Source organism: Paraburkholderia sp. RL17-381-BIF-C (assembly GCF_046026435.1).
Taxonomy (GTDB): domain Bacteria; phylum Pseudomonadota; class Gammaproteobacteria; order Burkholderiales; family Burkholderiaceae; genus Paraburkholderia.
The window spans coordinates 43,373-66,722 of the sequence record NZ_JARESX010000038.1 but is presented as its reverse complement, the minus strand read 5'-3'; the positions used below and the strand labels follow the sequence as shown (position 1 = coordinate 66,722).

Genomic DNA, 23,350 nt, shown 5'->3' with positions numbered 1-23,350 from the left:
AAAAAAGGGGCAGACTGCGTGGATCATTGCATTGAATTGGAAAAGAGTACGTCGTGAGCGAAGTAATTGAAGTGACTGAATATAAGAGCTGGGTCTGCCTCATTTGCGGCTGGATCTACAACGAGGAAGAAGGCTTGCCCGAAGAAGGTATTGCGCCGGGCACGCGCTTCGCCGCGATTCCCGAAGACTGGCGCTGCCCGCTGTGCGACGTGGGCAAGGCCGAATTCGCGGTGGTGGAGTTCTGAAGCGGGTTGACCGGATTGTTCGCGCGCGGCGGTAGTCCGCTGCGCAAGGAAGCCGGCGGTTCGTGCGGCCCAGCAGGTTAAACCTGCTGGGCCGCTTGCTTTATGGGACGGCGCCGTAGCGCTGTTGCTGCTCTCCTCGCTCCCGGACGGGTTTGATATACTCTGCGCTCGCTGGCGAACCTGAACTCGTCCGATCCTCGCGGACCTTGTCCGGTAGCGGGATTGCGGTGATCATTCCGGTTTGGTCCTCTCCCTGTAGTTCAATGGATAGAACAAGTGCCTCCTAAGCGCTAGATACAGGTTCGATTCCTGTCAGGGGGACCAAGTAGCTTCCCAGCAACACCCAAGTTTGCCCAGAAAAGCCCCGTACGCCTTGCGCTGCGGGGCTTTTTGCTGCCATCATTGCCTAAGGTCGCCGAGTACAAACCGGATTCGTTGGGGGCATCAGTGGGGACATCCCCTTATGCCCCAAAAATTGATGCCCCCACGCATGCCTAAGCAAATAGCTCCTCTCACTGAAATGCAAGTCCGCAAAGCCAAGCCGGCTGAAAAGTCCTATCGCCTTGCAGATGGCAAGGGGCTTTACGTGGAAGTGATGCCCAACGGATCCCGGTACTGGAGGATGAAGTACCGATTCGATGGCAAGGAAAAGCGCGCTGCATTCGGCGTCTACCCCGAAGTATCGCTGGCCGCCGCCCGCCAAGCATGTCTGGCGGCTCGAAAGCAACTGGCAGATGGCATCGACCCGTCGGCACAGAAGCAGGAAATCAAGCGCGTCCGGGCTCTGGAAGCGGCATCTTCGTTCGAGATGGTCGCGCGCGAGTGGTTCGAATCGCAGAAAGCTGGGTGGACCGAGCTATACGCCGGCAAAGTGATCAATTCGCTGGAGGTCGACGCGTTCCCAAAAATCGGAGCCAAACCAATCGGTGACATCGAGGCGCCACATATGCTGGAAATTGTGCGGTCGATCGAGGCGCGCGGCGTCCGCGAGACGGCCAAGCGAATATTGCAGCGATCCCGCGCCGTTTTCCAGTACGGAATCATGACGGGACGCTGCTCACGCAACCCGGCCGCCGACATAGACGCGGAAACCGTGCTGAAGAAAGGCGCGGGCGTGAAACACATGGCGCGCGTTAAACCTATTGAAATCCCGCAGTTGATGCGGGACATCGACAACTATCAGGGCGACTTGGTGACACGCCTCGCTCTGCGCTTCATGGCGCTGACCTTCGTCCGCACGACGGAGATGATCCAGGCGGCATGGACTGAGATCGACGAAAAAGCACGCGAGTGGAGAATACCCGCCGAGCGCATGAAGATGCGAGATCCGCACATCGTCCCCCTGTCAAGCCAGGCGCTCAAAGTCCTGAAAGAACTGCGCGCTTTGAACGGCGGGGAGAAATACGTCTTTCACAGCGTGCAGGGCCGTACCCGAGGGCCCATCTCGAATAACACGATGCTGTTTGCGCTTTACCGCATGGGCTACAAGTCCCGAATGACCGGCCACGGCTTCCGCGGACTTGCCGCTACGGTGCTGCGCGAGTCGGGCTATAGCCGCGATGTCGTCGACCGACAGCTCGCGCACGCCGAACGCAATCAGGTAACCGCCGCGTACGTGCACGCCGAGTACCTGCCGGAGCGGCGCCGAATGATGCAGCACTGGGCCGATCAACTTGACCAAGCCCGGGATTCCAACGAATAACGGACCAGTCCGTACTGGTTTGCCGCGCCTAGCTCGCCGGGGCGAAAACAGGGCTCCCTTACCCTGCTGGCGCGGCATCAATTTTTAAGGGTGCGTGAGGGCGCGATGAACGAAAACATCTTTAGCGAGCCGGCCGAATTGCCTGGGCATCTGACGCCGCTGTTTATCGTGGTCGGATATGTGTATGCAGATGTAGAAGACCAAGAAGCCTACCTATCAGGCTTCGTGAGGCTAACAAATGCGCTGATCGCGGCGGGTTCAAGGGGAGAAATTGCGGTTTTCCATCCAGTTACTCTGTTGCCGTATCACGTACATAACGGTGAGTTTGAAGAGGATCCTGATAGTCCCCTCACGGCAAACTGGGTGGCGCGGATTGGTGATGTCTTGCGCTGGTTCGCCGTCAACAATATCGAGGCTGCCTCGCCGTTGCTGAACAAGATTGCTGCGCATGAATTGATGCGAACATCTGCACCGATAGATCGACGTCAGGCGATGGTGAGCGCCCTCGAACGCAACGACGGGAACAAAACAAAGACCGCGGAAGAATTTGGCATAAGTCGTCAACGCCTCAGCCAGATTATCGGGCAAAGCTCAGCGCCGCAAACCGACCGCAAGCCCCTTGCACTGGTCGCGCAAGACCCTTTCGGCATTGCCCGCAAGTCCAAATAGATTCAGGCATCAAACATTCCCCTAGGCGCAATGGGGGCTTGCGCCGCTTAACTGCACTCCTCACAACGACGCACAAGGAGTGCAAGCAATGGCGATGCAGGAAAACGCGCCCATCGGCGCCACTCTCCCGGTCGACGGTCTGTCGCGCTGGGAGCAGATCAAAGTTTTCGTTCCTCTCTGTAGAGAAACGATACGGCAGCGCGAGTTGGCCGGGCGCTTTCCAAAGCGCCAACAACTCACTCAGCGTTGCGCTGTCTGGCAGAACCGCGAAATTCATCGCTGGCTTGCTGATCCCCTCAACTACCGGGCAGAGGCGGCATGACAGACAAAAAAATAGCCCACCAAGGCAAAGCCCAGGCAGGCCGGAACGACACCGATAATTCTAGCAGCGGCTCCGAATACCTTGTTCGCTTTTTGGACGCGGTTAAGAACGGAAGCGAGCGGCTCCGCGTAGACGTGAAGACCTACCGCGGCAACACCTACATCGACCTTCGCGTCTGGTACGTGACCGACGAAGGCGATTACCGGCCGTCAAGCAAGGGCATCATGATCAAGCCCACGCTCGCGCCTGAACTGCTGCGCGGCATCGCGTTGGCTGCGCAATCCTTCGATCCGAAGGAGGCAAACTGATGCTCTTCGCCAAACGTTCGCTACCGAACGCCGCTGTCACAGCAGTGCGGCGCGGAGCGTGTAAACTCTGTCCCCGTAAATATCGCTTGACGACGGTAAACCCGCCCGCCTATCCTTCATACATCGGTAAGACAATACCGATCGGGTTTGGCGACCTGAGAATGTTGGCGGACAACCGCCTCAGTGCGGTTTTTTTACGTCCGTGTGCCCTCGTGCGCATCCAAGATCAATGGGTGGGCCTGAGTGGGGAGACCTTCGGGTCTGCCGGTGCCAACGTTCCGGTTCGCCAACCCCGCTCAGTGCCCGCCCACCCATTTGGCGATGGGAAGCGGGCTTTCAACACAAACGTTGGAGGCCGCATCATGCGCCGCATCCTCGCTCGTTTCGAGCAACTGTCTCTCCCGAATACCCTCACCCAACAATTCCCGCTGTTCGCGGCTGCCGGTCGCAACGCTGCGCAACTCTGGTTGCACGGCGTGCCGATGAGCGCTGGCGCATACCGAGACGAGCGTTATCAACGTCTCATTGCGAGCACCGCTGATTTCGCCGGCGACGAGAAGCGCCACGCTGCATTTAACGATGCCTTCGCTCGCGAGATCGCACTGTCGATCGCCCGGCAATCGCATGCGGAGGTGCGTCATGGGTAACCGCACTGACATTGCAAAGCGGGCCGCAGATGAGCTAACCGCCGCTGTAACAGCGTTGAATCAAGCGAATGCGCTGTTCGAAGTCTTGGAGAAGATGGCGGCCGGCAGCGACCCCACCGAAGTGTTCTTGCTCGCTCAAATTGGAGCCGAGCTGACGGCCAATTACGGTGAGCGCGCTGCGACCGAAGCCGATTTCTTCGCAGAGGTGAGCCATGCCCAATAACTCCGCCGAACTGGCCTGTATGCGCCTGTCCGCTATTGGCGCGAAGGCCAAGCAGCTCGAGGCGCTGCTCAACCTTTGCTACGGTGGTGGCTTCGAGCATTTCAGCTGCATGAATGAGGAATTGCAGGACTCGGCACTTGAACTCGCGGCGGATCTCGCGGGCCGTATCAATCGCATCGCTGACGGGATCGAACATGCCTGATACCAACCCCTCGGCCGTCGAGCCAATCGACCTCAAAGAAGTTGTACGCCGCATCGGCATGGCTAGTGGCTTATTCGCTTACGCGGCGGGATCATTCTCGGACATCGCAACACTCTTCGAGGCAATCGCAGCCGCGGCGGAGAAAGGCACGTTGGCAAACCGCCTCGCCTGCGTAGGCATGAGTATTTGTGAAGATCGCGATAGCGACTTCACCGAATACCACGAAGACTTCGGCGCTCATTTTGAGTGCTACTCCGCTGCGCTGCCCAATCATCCATTTCGGCGTTTGCACAGCGCTGAGGACTCCTCACTGGGAGGCGCATGAGCGCGTACGTTGAAGAGGATCGCATTCGTGCGGCATTGAGCCACGTCCCGGCCGATGCGCGGGACACGTGGGTCCAGATGGGAATGGCTGTCAAGGCTGAACTTGGCGAGGGCGGCTTTGACCTTTGGGATGAATGGTCGAAGACCGGCGAGACCTATAGCGAAGCAGACGCGAAGGCCGTCTGGCGGTCGTTCAAGGCCGGCGGCATAACCATTGCCTCACTGTTCAAAGAAGCCATTACCCACGGCTACACTGAGAATGAACCGCTCAAGTCAATCGATCCCGCCGAAAGGACGCGGCGGCGGGCTGCGCGCGAGCAGGAAGCGAAAGCAGCCGCCGAGCAGCATGAGCGCATCCAAGCCGAGGCCGCAGATAAGGCGCGGGATCTATGGGACAAGGCGGGCAAGGTCCACACCGACCATGCCTACATCCGTTCGAAGAAGATCAAGCCATACGGCGCGAAGCAACTGCGCGAGCAGCTCGTCATCAAGATTCAGGACGTAGACGGTGCCCACCATTCCGCTCAGTACATCCAGGCGGACGGAAGCAAGACATTCCAGACTGGCGGGCGCATTAGCGGTTGCTTTGCGGCGGTGACGGCCGGCGTGAAGCCGAACGCCAGCACTCCATTGCTGATCGCCGAAGGCTTCGCGACGGCTTGCAGCCTCCACGAGGCGACTGGTTTCCCGGTGGCCGCAGCGATGAACGCTGGCAACCTGCTGAACGTCGCAAAGGCATGGCGGGCAAAGTATCCGCGGATCCGCATCGTGATCTGCGCTGACGACGACACGGAAACCGCTGGCAATCCGGGGATGACGAAAGCGTTGGAAGCTGCGCGCGCGGTCGGCGCATCGCTCGCAGTCCCAGACTTCGGCCCCGATCGCCCCGACCGGTCGAGCGACTTCAACGACCTCCACGCGCTCGACGGTCTGGACGCGCTGCGTCGTTGCGTTGACGCCGCCACGGCACCGGGAGGGGTAGCGGACCAACGCAAGCGTAACTCGGCGCAAGTCATCCTGACATGTGCGGCGGACGTGGTTCAGGAAGAAATCAAGTGGCTCTGGCCAAATTGGTTGCCTGTCGGCATGCTGAGCTTGCTCGCAGGGTCGCCGGGAACTGGCAAGACAACACTCGCTATCGCCTTGGCGGCAGCCGTCACAACCGGCGGCGCATGGCCTGATGGCTCGAAGTGCCGAGCACCCGGAAATGTGCTTATCTGGTCCGGCGAGGACGATATTTCCACCGTGCTCGCCCCGAGGCTGAGCGCTGCGGGGGCGGATCTTTTCAAGGTCCACTTCGTCAGCAACCGCTTGGACGAAAGCGGCGAGCTACAAGCCTTTGATCCGTCGTGCGACATCCCGCTGCTGGCTGAGCGCCTGGCGGACATGGGTGGCGCGGCTTTGATGATAGTCGACCCGATCGTGTCTGCCGTTTCCGGCGACGCGCACCGCGTCAACGATGTTCGGCGCAACCTGCAAGCGCTGGTTGACATGGCTGCGAGCTACCGGTGTGCAGTGCTGGGTATCAGTCACTTCGCGAAGGGCACCAAGGGCAGCTCGCCGGCTGAGCGGGTGATCGGCTCCCAAGCGTTCGTCGCGCTCGCCCGCATGGTGCTCGTCGCCGGCAAGGACGAGGCAGCCGAGCGCCGCATTCTCGCGCGCGCCAAATCCAACATTGCACCAGACGACGGCGGAGTGAGCTATACCCTTGAAATGGCTGACGCCAATGGCATCCAGGCGAGCCGGGTTGTTTGGGGCGACATGATCGAAGGTACGGCTCGAGAGATCCTCGGCGACGTGGAGCAGCAAGACGACGAAGCCAAGACTGAACGAGTAGCGGCCGCCGAGTTCCTGGAAGGCCTGCTTTCCGATGGGCCGATGTCCTCCAAGCAGATTCGTAAGGATGCGGACGAAGCGGGATACGCCTGGCGGACCATGCATCGTGCCGCAGACACATTGGGGGTAGAGAAGCGAAAGATCGGCATGAAGGAAGGTTGGCAATGGGCCCTCCCGAAGATGCCAGGTCCGGAACGTGCCACCGAAGTTGCCACTCTCTATACGTTGGCACCTTCGGGGAGCCGTGGCACCTTCCGTAACCACGCGGGTTTGCGGGCGGTCGATTTAGGTTCTCGCGCCGAAGATGCCAACACGGACGGAGTGACATCTTCGGGGATTTCTTCGGAATCTGAGGCTGGCGAGACGGAGGATGGCATATGAGCATTGTCCACATTTTGAGCAAGGCGCAATCGCTTGGGGTGCGCCTTTGGCTCGCCGGCGACATTGTCAAGATGCGCGGCCCAGCGAACGCGATCGCTGCCATCAAGCCTGACATCGCGGCGCACAAGCCGGAGGTCCTGACCTATTTGCGCGCGGCATCGGATGACCCCAACTCCGTGCCGGCCGACTGCGCGGGCGCGCTGCGTCATCCTGACGGCGGCTTGTATTTGCCTTGGGGGCCATATGTCGACCATGCCCAACTAAAGGCAATGCAGCGCGAGCTGTTTGAGGTGGTCGACGAGTTGGCGAAGCTGGAGCGATGGCGAGACGATGACTATGACATCATCGTGCAGACGATAGAGCGTCAACCGGTCTCGACGCTGCGGTCCGACCTAGCCTACTTCGCTGAGCGACTTCGAGTTGTTCGCGCGGCTGCGGCTGCGTGGGAAGTCGCCGCCAAACGCTCATGGAGGTACGATCGATGACGGCATCGGGTAGGCCGAGGCAGCTCGCGATGCGGATCGCCGACGCAGCGGCGGCTATTGCTCGCACCGTCGAGCCGAAAACGGATCCTCACGAGTCCGGCTTGGCCTCGCGATGGAATCAGGAACTGCTACAAGGCTTCCTTCGCGGCGACCTGAAAATTTGCTCGTCCACCGGCGGGCTACCGATTCGAGCGGGCGATGCCGGCGCGATCGTCGGCGCGCTGACAACCGGTGTCGTTTCCCTAGTCGAGCTGAATCGGTGGCTGGCGTCCATGGGAAGCGGCATCGAAGTAACGGTCGAAACAATTGCGGCAAATCCCAAAGCCCAACGTCCTACGTCCGGCGCCCAGGTCGTCCGCGACGCGGCCGCGCGCATGGCGGATGAATGGGCTAACGAGCACTTCGTAAAGACCGGCGAGATCCCCAGCGAGGAAATCGTGTCCAAGGCCATTCGCGTCAAGCTCAACGCGGTATTCGAGCAAGACTGGTCGCATCAAACAATCCGTCGACACTCCCTGAAAGACTGGAGCTTCTCTGTGATTTCACTGACTGCGCAATCTGCGCAGGTCGACCAGCCGTAGTTTCGCCCCAACAAACCAATACCCGTCTCCTTCAAATCCAATAGCGGCAAGGCTTTGCGCCTTCGCCGCTATTTTCGTTCGCGTTGCAATCGGCCTATTGCTCTGCCCAATTTGCTCAACGAATCTTTCCTCATGCCCGGCGGACGCCGGAACCGAGCAATCAAGAGGCAGCCGTGAAAGAAGCGTTTCCCTTCGCGCATTTGCTGGGCATGCCCCAGATCAAGGCGCATGCCACCGAAGCAGCGCGGCGCGTTGCGAATAGTCGCATCGTGACTACCGCTCGCAACGCCGTCACGCCGAAGACTGCCAAGACCGAAATGCAGTCACCGACCTTTGCCGAGTTGCTCGAGCAGCCAACCGCCGTCGCTAAGGCTCGGGAACTATCGGCGGAGGAAATCGAGGACATCGGTATCGCCGAGCGACGGCGCGGCGCCGAAATCATGGCTGCTGCAATCGTCCATGGCTCGCCGAGACTCGGCCTCGCTCTCCTCGAAAGCGACATATCCGCAAAGCGCGCGGTAAGCGCGATCGTGGCGGCCAGGCGAGACCTGCCGGGGCCTGCCGCGATCCTGAGCGCAGATCCCATCCATCCAAGAAACTACGTGTCCAGCAGCACCGGACGCCCGATCTAACTCTCCAGGAGAAACCGATTGAAGGCAATTCAGAAGCTGCTCGATCGAATTGAGGTACAGCGCAAGTCCATCGACCGACTTCAGTCGGATCGATCTGCGGCTCAGGTGGCTATCGACGGCGCCGGCGATCATGTTGCGGCTGTCACTGAACTCAAGGGCCAGCGTCGACGGCTGCTGGCTGAGGCGATGATCGCCAAGAAGCCGCCCAACACAACGGCGATCGATGCACAGATCTCGAATGCCGAGCAGCTCGACTCAGCAGCGCGGGCGGCCGCCGCGACCGCACACGACGCCTTGGACATCATCGAAGAAGGGATCCGGATCGCTGAGGCGGAGCTAGACAACCTACGGGACCAACTGCGCGCGGCCGTCGGCGGCGAGATTCTCGCATCGCACGACGCGGCGCTCGAAAAATATGTCGCTGCGGTTGCAGCACTGGAGGATTGCGTTGCGGGCATGGTCGCAGCCGAGCGCGCCTGGGAGCGTGTTGCTCACGTCCGCCATGGCCAGTTTCCCGGACGCGGCGCCAAGGTATTGGAGGACCTCAGGGAAACAGGCCTGCGCGTTCCCTATACGGCCTCTCGCCTCGCGGATCCGAAGGTCGCCGCGGAATACACCGACGACTATCCAAACCACTGGTATTTGCCCGCGTGGGCTGATCCACGGACGACCGGCTTCGCTGACGATCGTTGTGCGCAGCTCATCGACAATCTGATCGCCGCCGGCGTTGATTGCGAGCCGTTGAGAAAGCCACAGCCGCCGGAGCCCCAGATCATGGTCCGGATTATCCGCGGCGAGATTCATGGTGCTCCGAGCGTTCAGCGTTCGCCGGCCACCGGGGAGGTGATCAGTCAAACACCAGTCGTCTTTCGAGTTGGCGATGACGTCGCCCTTGACGAATCAGTGGCACGACGTATGAAGGCCAGCAGGCTTGTGCTGATCCACGGCGAAGACGAGATGCCGGATCCGAAGGCGCCGACAACGGGCCCCGTTGTCATTGATGCGTCAGTGCCGAAAGAACCCGAGGCGCGACAGCGAAACGTGAGCATGGTCGGCGATTATCGCGGCACCTTTCACTCGCTCGATATGACCGGCTACGAGGGATAAAAATGAGCGATCAGAACGTACTGTCTTCCGGCGGGTTCGGCTCTGGAGCGGGAGCAGTCCTCGGAACATCATCAGGGATCGCAAATCTTGCCAGTTCCTTGGCCGCGCGCCTGGGTGGATCGGCGACATCGTATTTTCGCCAGTTGCGACCTGCTTCGTTTCGCGACGTTAAGTTTGTCTCGTTGGGGAGTGAGGCCTCGTTCGGACGGCGCAACGAGTTGCACGAATATCCGGGGCGCGATGACCCTTGGGTGGAGGATTTAGGGAAGCGTACTCGTCGAATCCGAATGTATGGGTTTGTTGTAGGGGATGACGTCATTGCTCAGCGTGACGTGTTGATCGCGGCATGCGAGACCCCCGGCGAAGGCTCGCTGGTGCACCCGACCCTAGGACAGCTCACCGTCAGTCTGATGGATTTTCGATCTATCGAACGATGGGAGAAAGGCCGCTACTTCGAATTCCAGTTCGAATTCATTGAGGGTGGTGCGCAGACTTATCCCAGAAGCGAAGATGAGACGACCGGAAAGGTACTGAACGCTTCGAGCAGTCTGAACTTGGCGGCGGCGGAGGACTTCGCGAAATCGGCCACTTCGGCGATTATCAAAGGCGCAACAGCACTTGAGGGAGCGGTCATTACTGCCCTTGGTTGGTACACGAAGGCGACAAACCTCGTCGGTGACGCGCGGAACCTGTTCAAGCTGCTGACGAATCTGCCTGGTGATTTTGGTCGGTTCACTGGCAGCGCGACGCTGCCGACGTTCAGCAAATACCCGAGTTCGTCGACAGCGCAGTCCGGCGCAACGACGGAAAGCCTCATTGAGGCGGCGACAGTGGCGCGCGCCGGCGTGACGACCGCGTCGTCAACGCTTGACGCGGCTGCGCGGGCGCTCGACGCATCAACGGTCGATGACTTCTCTACGGCGGCGCAAGGCCTGACTGCCTCGGTGCTGGCCGCGACGACGGACCCCGCCGATGCGGTGCGTCTGCTGTCGTCGCTGTCTGGGTTCACGCCGAGCGGGATGACTACAACGTCGCCGATCGGCGTGGCAACAAGTCAGATGAAGTCTGCGTGCACGGATCTGTTTCGGCGTAGCGCGCTGGCTTCAGTGGCGGTCGCGTCATCGATGTATCAGCCGACGTCGAGCGATGACGCAGCGAGCATGCGGAATCAGGTCTCCGAGCTGCTTGATGCTGAGATCGACATCGCTGGCGACCAGGCGCAAGACGCTACATACGAGGCACTGCGGACGTTGCGCGCAGCAGTCATTGCGGACCTGAACAAGCGTGGCGCGGCATTATCGTCGATTCGCGAGTTTTCGTTCGGAGCCAGCATGCCTTCGCTCGTGCTGGCACAACGGATATACGGCGATGCAACGCGTGCCGATGAACTGGTTACACAGGCCAATCCCATTCACCCAGCCTTCATGCCAACCAAATTCAAGGCGCCATCGTCGTAACAGAGGGGCGGACGAGTCATGTGTACCCCAGCCGGCGGTGGGCAATAACACCGGCAACTGCGCGACGCTCATGGAAGCGGATTCCTTTCCGGCTTGTGGCCGGCCAACCCCGCGGCGGGCGCGCAGTAACTCAAAAAAGGACTGCTAATGGCTGTAATCATTAATCGGCGCTATCGAGCAAAACGGAGAAACAAGATGAAACCTGACGATCACGAAAACCAAACGAAAAGTGCGCTGGCGGACGCTTCGCTATCGCATCTGTCCCGGGTGGGTCAGTCGCGCGTGCGTGGCCATGGAAGCCAACCCGAGCAATGCTTGATTGCCGGCGGCCCGTGTGGTTCGCGGCCAGCTCATACCGCGAGTTCACTAGACGACCAGGGAGGAATCGATGTTCCGCATTGATGATGCAACGGCAGCGACTAGCCTGCCGACACCGGAAGCAGCCGGAACTGAAGGCTACTGGACCGAAGGCAATCCGGCCACCGGCACGCCAGCAACGAATGTGCGTGGCTCGTGGCTGAATATGATCCAGGAAGAACTGCGCGCCATCGTGGTCGCGGGGGGGCTGACGCCGAGCAAAACGACATACACGCAGGTTCGCGACGCGCTCTTGGCGCTTTTCGCGAAAGTCAATGGTGATTCGACAAAAGCCTTTAGCGTCGCTGCTGCAGCGTCAAGCAATCAAGCCGTCAATCTTGGCCAGTTCGTCACGTCGCTCCTCACGTCGGGTTATGTGAAGATTCCCAACGTCAGCGGAACTCCGCTAATCCTTCAGTGGTTTCCCATCAACAACACGGCCAGCACTACCAGCAGCGGCACGTTCCCGATCGCATTTCCGAACAACTGCTTCGCAGTGACGCTGACTGGCTTGCAAGCAACCGGCAATACGCAAGCGTATGCGGTGCTGAACGGCAAGACGCTCACCGGGTTTAACTGGAGCGCTTTCGCAGCCACGGGCGGCACTCCCCCATCGCTATCTTCGTCCTCTGGCGGTGTCCAGGGCTATGGCTTCGCGATCGGTAACTGAGGAGAATCGGAATGGGTCAAAAATCTGCAGCATACAATTCCGCCGGCGTTATCACGGCCTTCTACGACAGCGAAGACAGCCCGGTCCCCGCCGGCCTCGTCGACGTGATCAACATCAGCGAAGAACAATGGCAAGCGTGTATTAACAGTCCCGGCTACATTGTCTTGAGCGGCGTGCTCGTCAGTCCGCCGGCGGCAACGGAGTCCGAAATTCTTGCAAACGCGCAAGCGGCTCAGATGTCGGCGTTGACTGTGGCATATCAGGCCGCCGTTCAACAACCTGTGAGTTTCACGACCGCCGCCGGCACCGCGAAGACCTTTCAAGCCGACAGCAATAGCCAGAATGTGCTTCTCATCGCGACCACCGGCTACAACCTCGCAGGTGCGACGCCGCAAGGCTTCTACTGGGTCGCAGACGACAACACACAGGTGCCGTTCGCGCTGGCAGATCTGAAAGGCCTATACGCAGTCATGCTGCAGCAAGGAAACACGGCCTTCCAAACACTGCAAACGCTCAAGGCACAGGTTCGGAGCGCCGCGACGATCGCCGCCGTTCAGTCGATCACATGGCCTTGACACACTCGCCATCAGCGCCGATCCAGCGGCTATTCGTGGGGTGGTGAAGTACCACCCCAGCTAAAACGATGACCTATCACCTGTTCCGTGTTGGCAAGGTCTGGCATTACCGCTTTCAGATTAGAGGCGCTCGCACGCAGCGTTCGACGGGCGAAAGCAACAGACGTCGCGCCGAGCAACTGGCCGGCGTGGCTTATCGAGATGCTCTGTTGAAGTCAGGTGCCAATTGCAATTGTCCAACTCTTCGCGACCTCGTCCGTCTTTGGCTCGACGCGCACCGGCAAACTGCGAGCGCCTCGCATCTGCAGGGCGTCGAGATACTCGGACGTCTGCACCTGTATTCGCTGGCCGATACCGCGATTTCGAATCTCACCACAGCCCGAATCGAAGAGGCGCGCAACCTCCATCTCCTTACCCATGCGCCGAGCTCGGCAAACCACTGGTCGAGAATCATCCGACTGCTGTGCAAATGGGCCGCGCACCGGGGGATGATCGACGCCGTACCGTTCACAGTGAAGATGCTCAAGGTACAGCGCAAGCCACGAGCGACGCTGCCGGTCAGTCTGTCACTCGACTGGCTGCGTACGCTCGACGAATCGGGCCGGCCGCCCGTTCAGATCGCGGTGCGTCTGATGCTCGGTATGGGACTTCGCGAGGCCGAGGCAGCCAGCGCGAGATGGGAATGGCTGGACGTCGCGCGCCAGACCTATACGCCCGGACAAACCAAAGGCAGAGAGGCCGAGCCGATTCCGGTGCCGGCATGGCTCATCGATTACCTCCGGCCGTTTCGGAAGCCCACGGGGCTGATTGTCGCGCGTGCCGACGGACGCGCCTTTGGTCGAGGGTTCACGCGAGCGAGCATCGCGATCGCGAGCCGCCGCATCGGTATTGACAGGATTACGCCCCATCGCCTCAGAGGCACGTTCGCAACCCTGCTCAGCGAGAACGGTGCACCCGTGCAGGTGGTTCAGAAAGTAATGCGTCACAAGAGCGTGCTGACGACCGTCGGCTATCTCGAGAGCGACCTCACGCACGCAGCGAAGGCCCAGCAGCGCATCGCCGAACAGTGCGGATTCGCGTGAGTTCAGCCGGCCAGCCGACGTCGACTCAAAGTGGCGAAGTACTGGCGAACGAATTCCCGAAAGCGAAGCCAGACAAGGCGCTCTGCTTTATCAGGAGTTGTGCAGAACCAACCGAGCGGTCGGCGAATCGTCGGCCCTCGCGCCGCGCCGCGACGTTGTAAACCCTTCCAAAATCGACCGTGGAGAGCCCCTTCAAGGACGCCAAGACCATGCACAAATTACATCGCGGGTCCTAGGTGCCCTATCGAACCTACGGGCCCTGCGCGCGCGCGATCTTTCTCTAGCTACAAACTTTTTGAATTTGGGTAACAGGTAACAGATTAGGTGAGAGCGTTGCCCAATAGGGCTTTGGTCTGTTACCTGCTGCTGTTACCCTGCGCAAGGTAACAGTTTCGGGTAACAGAGCGTGGGTAACAACCCGGGTAACAAACTTTGTATTGTTGGTCACCTCGGACGGTCGCCTTGGGAGGTAAAGGCGTTCAGGCTATATGCTACGATCGCGGTCCGGGGTCAATGCTGGTCTGATAAAAATGCCGATCTACCTTGAAGGGATTGCTCTAAAAAATTACTGTGGCTTCGGCGAAGAATTTCAGGAGGCCGCGCCATTCAAAGAGTGCAATTTTTTCATTGGCTCGAATAATTCCGGCAAGTCGACGATCCTCAATTTCATCTCGAGGCATTTGCTCCGATTATCCAAGCTGCCGTCTGACGCGTTGCCACTAAAGCTGGATTCGCTTGAGGTTCACCTCGGAGCTTCGCCTAGCACCGTCGCCGTTCGAATCCCCCTCAGCGAACAGTCAGTCAAGGCGCAGTTGCTGTCATTGATGCTCGACGACCGCAGTCGTCAAGCGGCCGAGACAGCCGTGTCGCAGCTTTGCCAGATATTGGCTGATGACAAGGGCCTAATTTGGATTGAGCCGCCTAAGGCAAGTCGTGGCCGTTGGAAGTTTGTCAAAGAGCCCGAACCAAAAAAACTATCCGAGACTTATTGGTTACGTATCTATCAAGGCCTCGTACGGACTAATGGGCCGGTGTCAATCGACCAGTGCGTCGAGGTAGCGCTATCGAAGTCGCTTCCGGCAGCCGGATTGGATCTGCCAGAGTGTGCCCTGATACCAGCCATTAGAGCGATCGGTGACAACGACGGATCGAAATTCGATCACAGCGGCCAGGGCCTGATCAGTGCTTTGGCAAATCTGCAAAATCCGGGGCTAGACGAAAGAGGCAAAGTCAAACAGTTCGAGCAGATAAACGACTTCCTTCGCACGGTCACTGATGAGCCGATGGCAAAAATCGAGATCCCATTTGACCGTAATCATGTGTTGGTGCACATCGGCGAAAAGCTATTGCCACTCCAGTCTCTAGGCACTGGGATACATGAGGTCGTAATGCTTGCGTCCTTCTGTACGCTGCTCACGAATTCGATTGTTTGCATCGAGGAACCCGAGATACACCTTCATCCCCTTTTGCAACGGAAGTTGATCCGCTACTTATCGAAAAACACCAGCAATCAGTACTTCATTGCTACGCATTCCGCTGCATTCATTGACACGCCTGGAGCGGCTGTGTTTCACGTCTACAATCGAGATGGCGTAACGAGCTTAGATGCGGCACTCCTACCAAATCAGCGCTTCTCGATCTGCCAGGACTTGGGTTACAAAGCGTCGGACCTGGTTCAATCAAATGCCATCATATGGGTTGAAGGGCCGTCTGATCGCATTTACATCAAGCATTGGATCCGTGCGGTCGCACCAGGGTTGATTGAAGGAACACACTATTCAATCATGTTCTATGGCGGCCGTCTGCTGAGTCACTTGAGCGCTTCAGATCAGGAGGTCGATGACTTCATCGCACTGCGCCGACTGAATCGACACCTCGCAATTATCATTGACAGCGATAAGCGCAGTTCCCACACTCATATCAACGCGACGAAGAAGCGAGTGCTAGGCGAATTCGACGAGGATGGAGGCATTGGCTGGGTGACGATGGGCCGTGAGATCGAGAATTACGTCGAACCTAAACTGCTCCATAAGGCAATCGAAGAAGTCTACGGCGATCGCTATGCCGGTCCCGTTAGTGTCGGACAATTTGATCACGCCTTGCACTTCTTCGCCGCAAACACTGCGCGATCAAAGAAGGCCATTGCCAGCGGAACCGTCTTCGATGATGTGGATAAGGTGAAAGTGGCAAAAAAGGTCTGCGAGCAACCTGCTGATCTCGACGTACTCGACCTGCGAAAAAGGATCACGGCTCTGGTTGAGATGATCCAGGCAGCGAACGATTAATCGACGGCCCGTCCGACTGCGCTCCAGACTACAAGGACATTTTCCATTTCGGACGAGTCCTTACGCGCTCCTCAGGCCGTCCGTTTACTTGCTCCCACGTGATCATCGGGTGCCCGTCCACCTTCCGCGGCGCCTTGATTCCCATCTGCCTCTCGATCCAGCGAATTTGAGCCGCGCCTTGCTTCAGGCCGCCGGTTAGCAGCACCAGTTCGTCGTTCGTCAGAATGCTCAACTTGGCTCCGATATGCGATTGCGAGGAAACGCAGAAGCTTAACGTTTCTTTTTCGGGGCGTCTTTGACGTCAAGAAATTCGCGCAGGCTAAATGGCTTTTTCTCCGGGCTCCAATCGCGTACGCGCTGACGAACAGCGGTCGACTTAGTTACGATCGGCTTCTGGATAGGCTTCACCAACGATGCTTCGAGAAATGCATAGAGTGAATCGAGGTCATAAACGTGCGTTTTATGCCCGAGCTTGAAGCGCTTAATAATTTCGCCAGCTCGGTCGATACGGCTTATCGCGTAACGGGGCACGCCAAGTATCTCAGCCGCCTCCGTGGCGCTCACGCGTTTTCCCTTCGCAATGTCCATTTCATACCCCGCCATGGTTGATGTCACGTGCCAATCAGAGTCTCCGGAGCGAACTCAGCATTGCATTGACCTTAGGTTGCTGGAACGTTACTTAGCCTTCAAAATCTGTCTGAACAGAAACGGGAATAATTAATGAAAAAAAGAATAGCGCTTATGGGACTGACCGTGCTCGCTGCGTGCACGACTATTTCAGATGTGACGCCGGCCGGCAATGGGCGCTACACCGTCACGACCCAAGTCCGCGGCGGCATGACTCCTTGGGGCGAAGTGAAAGCATCGAGTCTCAAGCGTGCGGACGAGTACTGCAGCCAAAAGGGAAAGCAGATGCATCAAGTCGACATGCAGACGCACGGCGTGCGCGGATGGACGCCGCAGGAGGCGGAACTGACGTTCTCGTGTACCTCCGGGTAACATGACGCATACCGCCTATGGAGGCGACATGCAGAACGCTCCGCTTTTCCACGTCTTGCTGGATCACCTTGAGGCGATCGACGCGCCCCCCATGGAGATCCAACACTTTGTCGACCGTTGGTCCCAGCTAGGGCCGCACGGGCATCTCCCCTGCCCGGTCTGCTTCCTTAACGGCGAGGAGCAGCCGCTTGTACCACTCGATGCACAAGGAAGTGTCGAGCCGGTCGTTTGCAAGGCCTGTGGTACGCGCTACGAAGTCCCAATCGATGAGAGCTAGCGCGACGTGACTCCTGTCGACAGCCCCCGCGCCGGGTTGCTCTGCTATCTCGTCGTCGCTGAGCTGGTCGCAATGGCGCGCACCGGCGAATGGTTGCGCGCTGATCACACTTGCTCGCCTCGTCGGGCAGTATGGCGAGATTAAAGCTTTCCGCGCTTATGCCGTTAGATAAGTTTGGCCAGACTTCAAAAAGCAAAAATGGACGTATTCAAAGATTTTCGCAAATACAACGATCCTGATCACCCTAGCAACAACGAATGCCTTCGCTTGCGAGCATCCGAGATGGAAACACGCACGCTGAAACGCTTAGAAAGAAGAAACGACTGGCTGGGGTTCGGAGCCGGCATCCTAATGCTGTTCATGACCGGAACGCCGCTAGAGATGGTTTGGCAATTTGGCCTTGCACAGAAGATCAGTAACCAGACACTTTTCGTCTGCTGTGCCGGTGCAGCTCTAGGTATCTTTTTCTTGACCTCGCCGTGGAGGCACCGAGGGCGTCTGCGAAAGCGCAACGATGCGATTGCGACGATCGAGAAGAGGCTCATCGAACTGGATTGCCCTTGCGCGATGGAGAAGCTCGACGGCAGCACTGACCGATAATTCGGGCTAAGGGCAAGATGTGAAAAAGCCCAGCGCGAGGCTGGGCCATTCTCAGAATTCCGATCGAGTCAGCGGTTACGCCTGCAGTTCGGCATTGATACGCGGGCGGGCTTCCACCTTCACCGGGTAGCCATCAAAACACGTCGGAGCATCGCGCAGCACATACCCTGCCGCAACCCAAATCTTCAGCATAAACCCTGAGTCTGAATCAGGCACAGCAGCAACGTTGACCGTCCCGCGGGGGGCCGTCAAGGTTTCGTATAGATGCTTCGCGGCGTCGTTTGGCTTCATTTCGGTTAGACGTTGTGCCCGGCGACCAAGTTCATCCCGAATAAAGCCAGTATAGGAGTGATCGGCATAATCATCGAGACTTTCCCGCCCGGAGCGGAAGAATCCGTACCGCCAGCGACAACGATCCCGACTGCGTGGCGCACACCGGCCGCATCCGTGTGTACGACAAGGGATCCCGAGTCGCCGCCCTCCGAAAATCTGTCCCCTATTCCATGCACGAGAAACATGTTATCGAAGTATACGACGCCATTAAAATGGTACTGAGGCGCTCCGTAGGTTACGTCGGCCGGCCCCATGAGCTGAGAAATCACGCGGCCTCGGGTATGGCCGGAGGTGCGGCCGACCTTTTCGATTTCCATGCCCGCGCGTAGCGGCAACGCGGTAGCAGGCGAATCGTAGAAGTTTTGCTGCATCGACGAAACCAACTGGTCGTTCGTGATTCGAAATATAGCCGCGTCCTGGTTCTGCTGAGAATTGACGACAGTCGGGTCGCCCATCAACATCGTCAGTTGTCGATCGTGAAATCCGATTGTGAAAGGCTGAGGATTGTGCGGGGACACGTCCAGAATGCCGGGCGCAACAATCGGGAGCCCGGTCGGCGAATAGTTACAACTTCCCGACACGTGATTATTGGACAACCCATACAGCTGACCGCCTGCGTCTCGCAGCAAGCAACCCAACGTACCTGCTGCTCGAGCGTTGCCCACCGAAATAGAACTGCCACAGGTATAGCGGGCCGTACCTTGCACGACATGCATCGCGCATGGAGTAGCTGCTTCGGCGACATTTGTTGGGGAAACGGTCTCTGGATTGCCCTGTCTGAAACGTAATCGGTAACCGTCTGCGAAGGCAGGCAACGCCTTTAATGCCCGGTCGCCCGGCGCCGCCTTTTGGAGAAACACGGAAATCTCTCCGCGGCTTTCGTCAGTGCCGACAAACCGAATTTGCTTTTGTCGTAGAAAGGCGACGGCGCCATCCGTGATCTGATCGAACTCCGGGTGAGCATAAGCGTCCCCAGGAAAGTACGCCTCGGGCCGAAGCAGAGAAAGGTCGTGGGCCCACCGTAACAACCGCAATGTCGCAGTCTGAAGCTCTACTTGCGGCGCCTGCGCTTCGGCACCAATTGCAATATCTCCAACTACATCTCCCATCGCGGCCCTCTCATTGTTTGTTGTTGCGCGATATTTAGGCATACTTGGCCGGTAGATGCAAACTGGGCGCCGCAGGAATCGCATCCGTATTTCCTCAGGAGACAGATTTTAGGGGCACTGGTGGGGGCATAAAATCTGACAAATCTCCCGTAACTCCCTATCAGCCTTATCGTATTATTCCTGTCAGGGACCAGGAACTCGGCGGCAATTCGGCCGAAACCCTTGCCCAGCAAGCCTCACAAGGCATCATTGGTATCCGTGGCGCACCCAGAACGTACCAACGGGTGTCCCTGCCATGACCGCCTTTCGTCTCAACAGCGTCATGACCGTCTCTATCCGTATCGCTGGCCAAGACCGGGTACGGCAACGACACCCCTTTGCCAATAAAACGCAAGCGCGCTAAATATTCGCGTCGATACAACACGCATTGATTGTAGGGAATAACCCGTAGTAGGATTCGCGACTCAATTAATAATGATTCGCATTTCGACAAGGGTTCTTCGATGCGCTTCCGCCAGATCCATGCCGCACTTCTGATTGCCTTCTTTGCGGCGCCCACGCTCGTCTTCGCGCAAGCCGCCGCGCCGGATGCAGCGAGTCGCACCACCCAGAACGCACCGAAAGCCGGAACCGGCACGTCCGCCAATACGCCCGCGAGTACGGGCAGTACGCAGAACACGGCAGGCCCGGCCGAATTGCCCGTCGTGAAGATCACCGCGAGCGGCGTGTCCGGGACCGCGTTCGACATGCCCGCCTCCGCCCAGATGACGAAATCGTCGGTGCCCTTGAACGAAACGCCGCAATCGATCAGCGTCGTCACGCGCGACCTGTTGGACGCGCAACAGGCCCAGACGCTCAACGACGCGTTGCACGACGTGCCCGGCGTCATCTCGGGCACGTATGGCCGACGCGGCTGGGACGACTTCATCATTCGCGGCCAGACGGCGTCGGATTCGGTGTATCTCGACGGCCTGCGCACCGCCATCAACAACCGCTTCGCTGAAGAAATCTTCGGCCTGCAGCAGATTGAAGTGCTCAAAGGACCGGCCACGCTGCTCTCCGGGCTCGTGCTGCCTGGCGGCATGGTCAACATGGTCAGCAAGCGCCCGGAAACCTATACCTTCGCCGACGTCGATGTCACCGCGGGCAGCCACGGCTACTACCAGGGTAGCGTCGACATGGGTACGCCGCTCTCGGAAAACGGCAAGGCCGCGTTCCGCATCAACGCGCTTGCGATGAACTCGAACGACGCCACCGACTACGTCTGGTCGCGCAATCGCTATATCGCGCCGTCGCTATCACTCGATCTCGGCCCGCGCACGGAATTCACGATCCTGACGAGCTACCAGGAACGCAATTACATCCGCCAGCAAGGCCTGCCGTGGTCCGGCTCGGTGCTCGCGAACAAGAACGGCAGCCTCGCGCGCAGCACCTTTACCGGCGAGCCCGATCAGCAGCCGTACTCGGGTCACGAGGCGCGCGTCGGCTACGCCTTCGCGCATCATTTCGATTCGGGCTGGACGGTGAATCAGAACTTCCGTTGGCAACAGTTCTCACTCGGCGGCCAGCTGGTCGCCAACGGCAAGCTCGCCTCGAACGGCTACACGCTGAACCGCACGGCCACTGATTCGCAATGGTCCGGCGACACGATCTCGCTCGACAACAACGCGCAGAAGACCTTCGACACCGCGCTCGGCCGCCACGAACTCACCTTCGGCATGGACTACATGCGCGGCCGGGAGGATGCCGCCTCGACCACCTGCACGGTCGGCTCGATCGACATGTACGACCCGGTCTACACGGGCTCGATCACCTGCCCGTCCACGCCGAAAACGCATACGTACACGACGATCCGCGATCTCGGCTTCTATGCGCGCGACCAGATCGCGCTCGGCCAGCGCTGGCGTGTGCTCGCAGGCGTGCGCTACGACAGCGCGTCGAGCGATGTGCTCAACGAACTCACCGACACGCGCAGCCGCAATCCTTCGAACGCCACGACCGGCTCGGTTGCCTTGATGTACGAACTGTATCCGGGAGTGCGACCGTACGTGAGCTACGCGACATCGTTCTATCCGAACAGCGGCGCGGACGTGAACGGCAACGCGTTCGATCCGGAAACGGGCAAGCAGTGGGAAGCGGGCGTGAAGTTCGACATCGAGAAGGGCCGCACGAGCGTGACGGTCGCGGCGTTCGATCTGCGCCGACGCAACGTGCTCGAAGACGATCCGAACAACGACGGCTACAGCATCGCCGTGGGCGAGGAGCATTCGCGCGGCTTCGAATTCAGTTTCAACACCGCGCCGACGAATCATCTGAGCGTGACGGGCGGCTACGCGTATACGTCGGCGGTGATTGCCGACGACGGCGGCCAGACACCTTCGACCGACGGCGAACGCATCAACAACGTGCCGCGCCACAGCTTCAATGTGTTCGCGCGCTACAAGCTGCCGGGCGAACTGTATCGCTGGGAAATCAACGGCGGCGTGCGCGGCCAGAGCAATCTCTACGCGTACGGCATGACGATTCCGGGCTTCGTGGTCAGCGATGTGGGCGTGGGCTACACGGCGCCGCGCTGGCGCGCCGCGCTGCGTGTGAGCAACGTCTTCAACAAGCACTACTACACGGGTGGCTTGAGCAACGCCGTGGCGCTTGGCGACGATCGCTCCGTGATGCTCACACTGGGATACAGCTATTGAGTGTCGCGATGCGCCGAGGTCGATCGCCCTACTGCGGCCGTCAGCTTGACAGAGGCCAAACGCGCGACGCCAGGCCAGCAGAGGCAGCATTGTTTCGTGTTAGCATCGACTCACACCTACGCAACATGTGTTGGCCACATCGCCGATACCAAGCGCCGATACCGAGGGTAATCACATGCCCATCAATTACCTTCGCGGTTTGACCAAGCCAGAGCGCAACGACGAGACCAATCGCCGGCTTGGGCGTTCGCTCGCGTTTGTCGCCGGGGCGGCCAATGCCGGCGGATTCCTTGCTGTGGGTCAGTACACGTCACACATGTCCGGCATCGTGTCGTCGCTTGCCGATAACTTCGCGCTTGGCGACATCGACGTGGTGGTGGCCGGATTCAGTTCCTTAATGTCCTTCCTTGTCGGAGCGGCCACCTCGGCGATCCTGATCAATTGGGGGCACCGCAAGCACTTGCATAGCCAGTATGCAATGCCATTGATGCTCGAGGCGTCACTGCTTCTACTCTTCGGTTTGCTCGGCTCGAATCTGGAGAAGCACCGTGTGCTGTTCGTCCCGGCTACAGTCTGTCTTCTCTGCTACGTGATGGGGCTGCAGAACGCCATGATCACCAAAATTTCGAAGGCGGAGATTCGGACGACGCACGTCACCGGTTTGGTAACCGATATTGGCATCGAGCTTGGCAAGCTGTTTTACTGGAATTTCGGTGGTGCGTCCGGTAATCCGGTCCGAGGCGATCGCCAGAAACTGGCACTTCTCGGATCCTTGTTGCTGTCGTTCCTCGGGGGCGGCGTTGCCGGCGCTGTAGGTTTCAGGCATTTGGGATTTGTGTCGACCATTCCTCTCGCGATCGTCCTTCTTACTCTTGCCGTTGTCCCAATCGTCGACGACATGCGCGCCTATCGGGCTTAGACAAACGCCACGCGGCCATTCCATGCGCGCTTGCGAGGCTGCATCTAAAGTTTGTTCGGTGGCTGCCGAAAATCAGGCATGGACAACGACGACCGCCTCCGCCCCGGCCACCCTCTCTATGAAGAGGCGATGGCCCTCGAATTGACCGTGCGCACACTGCGGCACGCACAGGGCAAGAAGAACCCCGAGGACGTGCTTTATGCCTCACCGGAATGGGACGTGATCAGCGAAGAGTTTGTGCGCGATCTTTATCGAGCGATGGGCGGCAACCCTGCGGATTTGCACTGACAACTGACAGCGGCCGGTCGAAGATGTCTCATGGCGAAC

At 59.0% G+C, this 23,350-nt stretch carries 28 protein-coding genes and 1 tRNA gene; 25 read left to right on the top strand and 4 right to left on the bottom strand.

Annotated elements, in window-relative coordinates; translation table 11 throughout:
• The first annotated feature begins 53 nt into the window (after window positions 1–53).
• The 20 genes from P0D70_RS22705 (at window position 54) to P0D70_RS22610 (ending at window position 16,090) form a co-directional block, all read left to right on the top strand.
• A complete protein-coding gene (locus tag P0D70_RS22705) occupies window positions 54–245 on the top strand; it encodes a rubredoxin (RefSeq protein WP_007175738.1) in 192 nt (63 codons plus the stop codon).
• Between the two features lie 249 nt (window positions 246–494).
• Window positions 495–569: transfer RNA gene (locus P0D70_RS22700), tRNA-Arg, on the top strand.
• A gap of 166 nt (window positions 570–735) precedes the next feature.
• A complete protein-coding gene (locus tag P0D70_RS22695) occupies window positions 736–1,947 on the top strand; it encodes a tyrosine-type recombinase/integrase (protein ID WP_408186120.1) in 1,212 nt (403 codons plus the stop codon).
• Between the two features lie 105 nt (window positions 1,948–2,052).
• Window positions 2,053–2,616, top strand: coding sequence for a helix-turn-helix domain-containing protein (locus P0D70_RS22690; protein ID WP_408186119.1), 564 nt, complete (start codon window positions 2,053–2,055; stop codon window positions 2,614–2,616).
• Between the two features lie 88 nt (window positions 2,617–2,704).
• On the top strand, window positions 2,705–2,938 hold the full coding sequence (locus tag P0D70_RS22685; RefSeq protein ID WP_408186118.1) for a helix-turn-helix transcriptional regulator: 234 nt from the start codon (window positions 2,705–2,707) through the stop codon (window positions 2,936–2,938).
• Complete coding sequence (locus tag P0D70_RS22680) at window positions 2,935–3,246, top strand: transcriptional coactivator p15/PC4 family protein (protein WP_408186117.1); 312 nt, start codon at window positions 2,935–2,937, stop codon at window positions 3,244–3,246. The genes P0D70_RS22685 and P0D70_RS22680 overlap by 4 nt, the downstream gene beginning before the upstream one ends.
• Before the next feature lie 362 nt (window positions 3,247–3,608).
• Window positions 3,609–3,893 carry a hypothetical protein gene (locus tag P0D70_RS22675; protein ID WP_408186116.1) on the top strand — a complete coding sequence of 95 codons (285 nt, stop codon included), beginning with the start codon at window positions 3,609–3,611 and terminating at the stop codon, window positions 3,891–3,893.
• Window positions 3,886–4,116, top strand: coding sequence for a hypothetical protein (locus tag P0D70_RS22670; protein ID WP_408186115.1), 231 nt, complete (start codon window positions 3,886–3,888; stop codon window positions 4,114–4,116). Before P0D70_RS22675 ends, P0D70_RS22670 begins: the two co-directional genes overlap by 8 nt.
• Window positions 4,106–4,318 carry a hypothetical protein gene (locus P0D70_RS22665; RefSeq protein ID WP_408186114.1) on the top strand — a complete coding sequence of 71 codons (213 nt, stop codon included), beginning with the start codon at window positions 4,106–4,108 and terminating at the stop codon, window positions 4,316–4,318. Before P0D70_RS22670 ends, P0D70_RS22665 begins: the two co-directional genes overlap by 11 nt.
• On the top strand, window positions 4,311–4,643 hold the full coding sequence (locus tag P0D70_RS22660; RefSeq protein WP_408186113.1) for a hypothetical protein: 333 nt from the start codon (window positions 4,311–4,313) through the stop codon (window positions 4,641–4,643). Before P0D70_RS22665 ends, P0D70_RS22660 begins: the two co-directional genes overlap by 8 nt.
• Complete coding sequence (locus P0D70_RS22655) at window positions 4,640–6,859, top strand: AAA family ATPase (RefSeq protein ID WP_408186112.1); 2,220 nt, start codon at window positions 4,640–4,642, stop codon at window positions 6,857–6,859. The genes P0D70_RS22660 and P0D70_RS22655 overlap by 4 nt, the downstream gene beginning before the upstream one ends.
• Window positions 6,856–7,344, top strand: coding sequence for a TubC N-terminal docking domain-related protein (locus P0D70_RS22650; protein WP_408186111.1), 489 nt, complete (start codon window positions 6,856–6,858; stop codon window positions 7,342–7,344). The genes P0D70_RS22655 and P0D70_RS22650 overlap by 4 nt, the downstream gene beginning before the upstream one ends.
• A gap of 29 nt (window positions 7,345–7,373) precedes the next feature.
• Window positions 7,374–7,925 (top strand): hypothetical protein, encoded by a 552-nt coding sequence (locus P0D70_RS22645; RefSeq protein WP_408186110.1) that lies wholly within the window; start codon window positions 7,374–7,376, stop codon window positions 7,923–7,925.
• Between the two features lie 173 nt (window positions 7,926–8,098).
• Window positions 8,099–8,557, top strand: a complete 459-nt coding sequence (locus P0D70_RS22640) for a hypothetical protein (protein ID WP_408186109.1) — start codon at window positions 8,099–8,101, stop codon at window positions 8,555–8,557.
• A gap of 18 nt (window positions 8,558–8,575) precedes the next feature.
• Window positions 8,576–9,664 (top strand): hypothetical protein, encoded by a 1,089-nt coding sequence (locus tag P0D70_RS22635; RefSeq protein ID WP_408186108.1) that lies wholly within the window; start codon window positions 8,576–8,578, stop codon window positions 9,662–9,664.
• Between the two features lie 2 nt (window positions 9,665–9,666).
• Window positions 9,667–11,121: a DNA circularization protein gene (locus P0D70_RS22630; protein ID WP_408186107.1), complete on the top strand. Its 1,455-nt coding sequence runs from the start codon at window positions 9,667–9,669 to the stop codon at window positions 11,119–11,121.
• 388 nt (window positions 11,122–11,509) lie between these two features.
• Window positions 11,510–12,148, top strand: a complete 639-nt coding sequence (locus P0D70_RS22625) for a gp53-like domain-containing protein (RefSeq protein ID WP_408186106.1) — start codon at window positions 11,510–11,512, stop codon at window positions 12,146–12,148.
• An 11-nt stretch (window positions 12,149–12,159) separates the two neighbouring features.
• The gene (locus P0D70_RS22620; RefSeq protein WP_408186105.1) at window positions 12,160–12,723 is read left to right on the top strand and encodes a DUF4376 domain-containing protein; all 564 of its coding nucleotides are present in this window, start codon (window positions 12,160–12,162) and stop codon (window positions 12,721–12,723) included.
• A 68-nt stretch (window positions 12,724–12,791) separates the two neighbouring features.
• Window positions 12,792–13,805 (top strand): tyrosine-type recombinase/integrase, encoded by a 1,014-nt coding sequence (locus tag P0D70_RS22615; protein WP_408186104.1) that lies wholly within the window; start codon window positions 12,792–12,794, stop codon window positions 13,803–13,805.
• A gap of 530 nt (window positions 13,806–14,335) precedes the next feature.
• A complete protein-coding gene (locus P0D70_RS22610) occupies window positions 14,336–16,090 on the top strand; it encodes an AAA family ATPase (RefSeq protein ID WP_408186103.1) in 1,755 nt (584 codons plus the stop codon).
• A 28-nt stretch (window positions 16,091–16,118) separates the two neighbouring features.
• Here the strand turns inward: P0D70_RS22610 and P0D70_RS22605 are convergent, their stop codons facing one another.
• Window positions 16,119–16,322 carry a DUF4224 domain-containing protein gene (locus tag P0D70_RS22605; protein WP_408186102.1) on the bottom strand — a complete coding sequence of 68 codons (204 nt, stop codon included), beginning with the start codon at window positions 16,320–16,322 and terminating at the stop codon, window positions 16,119–16,121.
• A 38-nt stretch (window positions 16,323–16,360) separates the two neighbouring features.
• Window positions 16,361–16,678, bottom strand: a complete 318-nt coding sequence (locus P0D70_RS22600; protein ID WP_408186101.1) for a hypothetical protein — start codon at window positions 16,676–16,678, stop codon at window positions 16,361–16,363.
• Window positions 16,679–16,831: 153 nt separating this feature from the next.
• On the opposite strand from P0D70_RS22600, the gene P0D70_RS22595 reads away from it, so the two are divergent.
• Both P0D70_RS22595 and P0D70_RS22590 read left to right on the top strand, forming a co-directional pair.
• Window positions 16,832–17,089: a hypothetical protein gene (locus P0D70_RS22595; protein ID WP_408186100.1), complete on the top strand. Its 258-nt coding sequence runs from the start codon at window positions 16,832–16,834 to the stop codon at window positions 17,087–17,089.
• 475 nt (window positions 17,090–17,564) lie between these two features.
• Window positions 17,565–17,966, top strand: a complete 402-nt coding sequence (locus P0D70_RS22590; RefSeq protein ID WP_408186099.1) for a hypothetical protein — start codon at window positions 17,565–17,567, stop codon at window positions 17,964–17,966.
• A gap of 75 nt (window positions 17,967–18,041) precedes the next feature.
• On the opposite strand, the gene P0D70_RS22585 is transcribed toward P0D70_RS22590, so the two are convergent.
• The gene (locus P0D70_RS22585; protein WP_408186098.1) at window positions 18,042–18,257 is read right to left on the bottom strand and encodes a hypothetical protein; all 216 of its coding nucleotides are present in this window, start codon (window positions 18,255–18,257) and stop codon (window positions 18,042–18,044) included.
• A 5-nt stretch (window positions 18,258–18,262) separates the two neighbouring features.
• Window positions 18,263–19,408: a chymotrypsin family serine protease gene (locus P0D70_RS22580; RefSeq protein ID WP_408186097.1), complete on the bottom strand. Its 1,146-nt coding sequence runs from the start codon at window positions 19,406–19,408 to the stop codon at window positions 18,263–18,265.
• 503 nt (window positions 19,409–19,911) lie between these two features.
• Between P0D70_RS22580 and P0D70_RS22575 the strand changes: the two genes are divergently transcribed.
• The 3 genes from P0D70_RS22575 to P0D70_RS22565 all read left to right on the top strand — a co-directional run bounded on the left by P0D70_RS22575 (window position 19,912) and on the right by P0D70_RS22565 (window position 23,311).
• Entirely contained in the window at window positions 19,912–22,104 is a 2,193-nt protein-coding gene (locus P0D70_RS22575) for a TonB-dependent siderophore receptor (RefSeq protein ID WP_408186096.1), read from the top strand.
• 175 nt (window positions 22,105–22,279) lie between these two features.
• Complete coding sequence (locus tag P0D70_RS22570; protein ID WP_091796184.1) at window positions 22,280–23,023, top strand: YoaK family protein; 744 nt, start codon at window positions 22,280–22,282, stop codon at window positions 23,021–23,023.
• Between the two features lie 78 nt (window positions 23,024–23,101).
• Entirely contained in the window at window positions 23,102–23,311 is a 210-nt protein-coding gene (locus P0D70_RS22565) for a hypothetical protein (protein WP_091796186.1), read from the top strand.
• Window positions 23,312–23,350 lie beyond the last annotated feature (39 nt).

Coding starts and splice junctions, on each gene's coding strand:
- P0D70_RS22695 (WP_408186120.1), top strand. CDS start 736: ATGCCTAAGCAAATAGCTCCTCTCACTGAAATGCAAGTCCGCAAAGCC.
- P0D70_RS22690 (WP_408186119.1), top strand. CDS start 2,053: ATGAACGAAAACATCTTTAGCGAGCCGGCCGAATTGCCTGGGCATCTG.
- P0D70_RS22685 (WP_408186118.1), top strand. CDS start 2,705: ATGGCGATGCAGGAAAACGCGCCCATCGGCGCCACTCTCCCGGTCGAC.
- P0D70_RS22680 (WP_408186117.1), top strand. CDS start 2,935: ATGACAGACAAAAAAATAGCCCACCAAGGCAAAGCCCAGGCAGGCCGG.
- P0D70_RS22675 (WP_408186116.1), top strand. CDS start 3,609: ATGCGCCGCATCCTCGCTCGTTTCGAGCAACTGTCTCTCCCGAATACC.
- P0D70_RS22670 (WP_408186115.1), top strand. CDS start 3,886: ATGGGTAACCGCACTGACATTGCAAAGCGGGCCGCAGATGAGCTAACC.
- P0D70_RS22665 (WP_408186114.1), top strand. CDS start 4,106: ATGCCCAATAACTCCGCCGAACTGGCCTGTATGCGCCTGTCCGCTATT.
- P0D70_RS22660 (WP_408186113.1), top strand. CDS start 4,311: ATGCCTGATACCAACCCCTCGGCCGTCGAGCCAATCGACCTCAAAGAA.
- P0D70_RS22655 (WP_408186112.1), top strand. CDS start 4,640: ATGAGCGCGTACGTTGAAGAGGATCGCATTCGTGCGGCATTGAGCCAC.
- P0D70_RS22650 (WP_408186111.1), top strand. CDS start 6,856: ATGAGCATTGTCCACATTTTGAGCAAGGCGCAATCGCTTGGGGTGCGC.
- P0D70_RS22645 (WP_408186110.1), top strand. CDS start 7,374: ATGCGGATCGCCGACGCAGCGGCGGCTATTGCTCGCACCGTCGAGCCG.
- P0D70_RS22630 (WP_408186107.1), top strand. CDS start 9,667: ATGAGCGATCAGAACGTACTGTCTTCCGGCGGGTTCGGCTCTGGAGCG.
- P0D70_RS22625 (WP_408186106.1), top strand. CDS start 11,510: ATGTTCCGCATTGATGATGCAACGGCAGCGACTAGCCTGCCGACACCG.
- P0D70_RS22620 (WP_408186105.1), top strand. CDS start 12,160: ATGGGTCAAAAATCTGCAGCATACAATTCCGCCGGCGTTATCACGGCC.
- P0D70_RS22615 (WP_408186104.1), top strand. CDS start 12,792: ATGACCTATCACCTGTTCCGTGTTGGCAAGGTCTGGCATTACCGCTTT.
- P0D70_RS22610 (WP_408186103.1), top strand. CDS start 14,336: ATGCCGATCTACCTTGAAGGGATTGCTCTAAAAAATTACTGTGGCTTC.
- P0D70_RS22600 (WP_408186101.1), bottom strand. CDS start 16,678: ATGGACATTGCGAAGGGAAAACGCGTGAGCGCCACGGAGGCGGCTGAG.
- P0D70_RS22595 (WP_408186100.1), top strand. CDS start 16,832: ATGGGACTGACCGTGCTCGCTGCGTGCACGACTATTTCAGATGTGACG.
- P0D70_RS22590 (WP_408186099.1), top strand. CDS start 17,565: ATGGACGTATTCAAAGATTTTCGCAAATACAACGATCCTGATCACCCT.
- P0D70_RS22585 (WP_408186098.1), bottom strand. CDS start 18,257: ATGAAGCCAAACGACGCCGCGAAGCATCTATACGAAACCTTGACGGCC.
- P0D70_RS22580 (WP_408186097.1), bottom strand. CDS start 19,408: ATGGGAGATGTAGTTGGAGATATTGCAATTGGTGCCGAAGCGCAGGCG.
- P0D70_RS22575 (WP_408186096.1), top strand. CDS start 19,912: ATGCGCTTCCGCCAGATCCATGCCGCACTTCTGATTGCCTTCTTTGCG.
- P0D70_RS22570 (WP_091796184.1), top strand. CDS start 22,280: ATGCCCATCAATTACCTTCGCGGTTTGACCAAGCCAGAGCGCAACGAC.
- P0D70_RS22565 (WP_091796186.1), top strand. CDS start 23,102: ATGGACAACGACGACCGCCTCCGCCCCGGCCACCCTCTCTATGAAGAG.